4 protein-coding genes are annotated in these 3898 nt (G+C 51.0%); 1 reads left to right on the top strand and 3 read right to left on the bottom strand.

Annotated elements, in window-relative coordinates; all coding sequences use genetic code 11:
• From C1949_RS19100 to C1949_RS19090, 3 genes are all read right to left on the bottom strand, one after another.
• On the bottom strand, positions 1-384 hold a 384-nt coding region (locus C1949_RS19100; RefSeq protein WP_104739952.1), incomplete at its 3' end, for a GtrA family protein.
• A gap of 424 nt (positions 385-808) precedes the next feature.
• Entirely contained in the window at positions 809-1138 is a 330-nt protein-coding gene (locus C1949_RS19095) for a hypothetical protein (protein WP_229744518.1), read from the bottom strand.
• A gap of 341 nt (positions 1139-1479) precedes the next feature.
• A complete protein-coding gene (locus C1949_RS19090; protein WP_104739951.1) occupies positions 1480-2703 on the bottom strand; it encodes an IS256 family transposase in 1224 nt (407 codons plus the stop codon).
• A gap of 149 nt (positions 2704-2852) precedes the next feature.
• On the opposite strand from C1949_RS19090, the gene C1949_RS19085 reads away from it, so the two are divergent.
• Positions 2853-3773 carry a cation diffusion facilitator family transporter gene (locus tag C1949_RS19085; RefSeq protein WP_083729407.1) on the top strand — a complete coding sequence of 307 codons (921 nt, stop codon included), beginning with the start codon at positions 2853-2855 and terminating at the stop codon, positions 3771-3773.
• Positions 3774-3898: the final 125 nt, after the last annotated feature.

The raw sequence follows: 3898 nt of genomic DNA, 5'->3' as shown, positions 1-3898 counted from the left end.
CCATACCAGCCTTTGGTAGACAACATAGTTAAATACAGCGACAGCCGCAGTGGTTAGAAGCTGAGCAGGCACAACAGAGATTTCAAACAGTTGATGCAGGACTAAAAAGATCAGAACGTTCAGGAGAGCTGCGAGTGAACAGGAAAAGGCATATCGCCAGATGGCCTGGATGTGTGGGCGTGCGTTTGGAAAGGCCAAAGTTCGCTGCAACCAGTAGTTGGTAACCGCTCCTACAACGCTTCCAGAAAAGGTGGCTGCTACGGGGGCCATGCCAAGCAGAACCAGGCCGGACATGGCCGCCCAATGGAAAAGGGTTGCCATTCCTCCGGCGGCAATAAATCCACTTATTCTTTTAAGGCTACTCTGATTAATTCCGACGTTCATTTATAATGGATCCAGTCCCGATAACGAGTTAAACCTCATGCGCCAAGATTCCTTTTCCGATGCCGGATTCGAGAAATACCGGAATAAGGAATCAGGGATATCCCAGTTAAGACAGACAGATTACTGGATAGTTCATATCGGGATCCAAGCATCAGCTCACGCTTTTTCAGACAGCAAGAGTATTCTATTTTCGGTTCAGCCCCGGATAAGACATTTTGGGTATACGGATTTAATGGTTGATGGGGCACCTTCACCCCATCAACCATTAAATCCGTATACCCTATAAATCAAGGGCGATTCGCTGGTAGCGATGTTGCGGGCAAGTTATGGAAACAAAAAAGCGCCCCGAAGGCGCTTAGAGTGCAACTGCTTCCAAAGGAGCTTGGAAGCTGCCGGAGGCGAATATCGTTCAGATATGAAGCGGTTAGTCAGCTTTGGTTTCTTTCTTGCTTTCCGTATTGTTCTGATCTTGGCGGGTATCCTTAATCTGTAATTCGTCTATTTTTCGTTTGGCGGATTCGGTTCCGTGAATTCGTTTTTGATCTGCTCGGAATTTTTCATAAAATTTAATTGAGCGGTCATAGCCATCTTCTGCATAAGACAATGCGGAGCCGCAGATTACCAAACCAACAACAATAGCTTTCAACAGATTCATAGGGCAGTCCTCGCTAAATTCAAAGGTGGCTTGCTGAGCTTTCTCGCTGAGCCCTGCAGGTTCGAATGAATTTTGCGTGATTGAAGCTAACAGCAGCATGAGCCAAGCATTACATTATTGAAATGTAATGCTTCCATTGCGCGGTGACATGAGCGCCTTGCTTCGTCATGTCAGCACCGAGGCGCACCAATCTGCAAGGGCCTATCCTACGAAAAGAATGATTGGAAGATTACAATTTTGTCATCCTCGGATTGACGCCGTATCATCTATCATTAGCGAGCAACGTCGTTTAACGTTTGAGAGGGATCGGCCAGTTATCGGCAAGTTTCAGACGATAATGCACGAACTCGCTTGAGAGTGGTCGCATTTCTGTCAGTGTGGTTTGGAAGGCCAGATGGTATGAGGGTGTGCAGAATTCTGTGTAACCGGGGATGGGGTTACTACTGTGGCAGCCTGCCTTCGTAGCTGATCGTAAAGCGTGTCAGTGCCGCTTTCCAGTCACGGATCGGCATCGTCCATTTCTTGCTGATGTTGCGTAGCGCCAGATAGAACAGTTTCAGCAGCGCCTCGTCGCTGGGGAACGAGCCGCGGTTCTTGGTTATCTTGCGCAAACTCATGTTCACCGACTCAATGGCGTTGGTGGTATAGATCACTTTGCGGATCTCCGGTGGGAAGTCGAAGAACGGCGTGATCCGAGCCCAGTTGCGCCGCCAGGACTGACCAATTGGCAGGTAGTCGTCATCCCATTTGGTTTCGAACTCGCCAAGGCGCAGCTCAGCCTCGTCCGCCGTGCTGGACTGGTAAATCCGCTTCAGGTCAGCCGCTACCTCGGCGCGCCGTTTCCAAGAGACGTAGTTCAGGCTGTGCCTGACCATATGCACGATGCACAGTTGCACGCTGGTGTGCGGGAAGACAGCCTCGATGGCCTCGGGGAAGCCCTTCAGGCCATCCACGCAGGCGATGAAGATGTCCTGCACGCCACGGTTGCGCAACTCGGTCACCACCTGCAACCAGAACTTGGCACCCTCGCTCTGGGCGATCCATAGCCCGAGGATTTCCTTCTCCCCGGCCAGGTTGATGCCCAGCGCCAGGTAAACCGCCTTCACCCGCACGGCACCCTCACGCACCTTGGTGTGGATGCAGTCGAGGTAGACGATGGGATAGACCGCGTCGAGCGGCCGTGACTGCCAGGCCTTCACCTCATCGGTTACGGCATCGGTCACCGAGGAGATCAGACTGGGCGATACCTCGGCGCCATACATCTCCTGTAGGTGCGCCTGAATCTCGCGCACGGTCATGCCCCGTGCGTACAGCGAAAGAATCTTGTCGTCGAACCCCACCCAGCGGGTCTGGTGCTTCTCGACGATCTGCGGTTCGAAGGTGCCATGCCGATCACGCGGTATCTCAATGGGCAGCTCGCCGAACTCGCCCTTGAGCTTCTTGCGGCTAAAGCCGTTGCGGGTATTGCCAGACGAGTTACCGACCGGCTGATGCTTGTCGTACCCCAGATGGTGAGTCAACTCGGCATCCAGCGCACGCTCAACCAGCTTTTTGGTCAGCTGCTTGAGGATGCCTTCGGCACCAATCAGGTCTTCAGGTTTTTGATAGTTGGCCAAGAGCTGATCCAGCAGCTCGTCGGTGATGGGATGTAGTTTCTTGCTCATCGTGTCTCCGGTTCGGAGCGACAGTGTCGCTCATTAGCCGGTTACACAAAAATTCGTACACCCCCGATGGTATTGGTGCTAGTATTATCTATTACTTTTTTTGGGCTCCCTATCCTTGTCTTATGTTATTTAAGGACGGTTAAAAACCAATGGCTCACGAACATAACCATAACACCGAAGCCATAGGCGATAAGCGTTTAATCGCTGCCATTGGCGTTAATACTGTGCTAACTCTGGCACAAGTTGTTGGAGGAATAGTTTCTGGCAGTTTATCACTCATAGCTGACGCGCTACATAACTTGAGCGATGCCGCATCACTGGTTATTGCGCTCATCGCACGTAAAATCGGTCGCAAACCGCCAGATGCTTTTAAAACCTTCGGCTACCGACGCAGTGAAACCATAGCGGCTTTGATTAACTTGGTCACGCTGATTATCGTTGGTCTCTACCTCATCTACGAAGCTATAGGTCGGTTTTTTGCCCCACAGCCCATTGAAGGATGGACAGTGGTCGTGGTGGCGGGAATAGCCTTGATTGTAGATGTCGTCACGGCCTTGCTCACCTACACAATGTCTAAGAATAGCATGAATATAAAGGCGGCATTCCTGCACAATGTGTCGGATGCGCTGGCCTCCGTCGGGGTTATTATTGCCGGAACATTGATTCTTCTGTATGGCTGGTACTGGACGGATACTGTCCTGACACTGATGATTGCTGGGTACGTGCTCTGGCAGGGCTTTAGCATGCTGCCTAAAACCATTCACTTGTTAATGGAGGGCGCACCAGAAGGAGTTTCCATCACTGATATAATCAATGTCATGGAGCAAGTGGACGACGTTGTGAGTGTTCACCACGTACATGTCTGGGAAATTGCCGAACATTCAACTGCATTGGAAGCTCACGTTGTCATCAAGAAGGCTAGCCTGCCCGAAATTGAACGAGTAAAGACTGATTTAAAACGAGTACTTCATGAGCAATTCAAAGTCAGCCACTCGACACTTGAAATGGAACTAGACGGCAGTGTTTGTATCGACACCAGGCAGGCCGACAGTCATCGCAGCGAAGCATAAGCCTGCTTTGCGCTCAACGCTGTTGCTAGACAGTTAGCTCGATATCAACCGGAGTGAACTTGTGACATCACTCGTTGCCGCTATGTCATCGACCAGAGACATGCTAGGGAAACTCTGAAAAAGAC

Source organism: Halopseudomonas oceani (genome assembly GCF_002903165.1).
GTDB classification, from domain to species: domain Bacteria; phylum Pseudomonadota; class Gammaproteobacteria; order Pseudomonadales; family Pseudomonadaceae; genus Halopseudomonas; species Halopseudomonas oceani.
The sequence above is the reverse complement of the archived record's forward strand: the minus strand, read 5'-3'. Positions and strand labels throughout refer to the sequence as shown.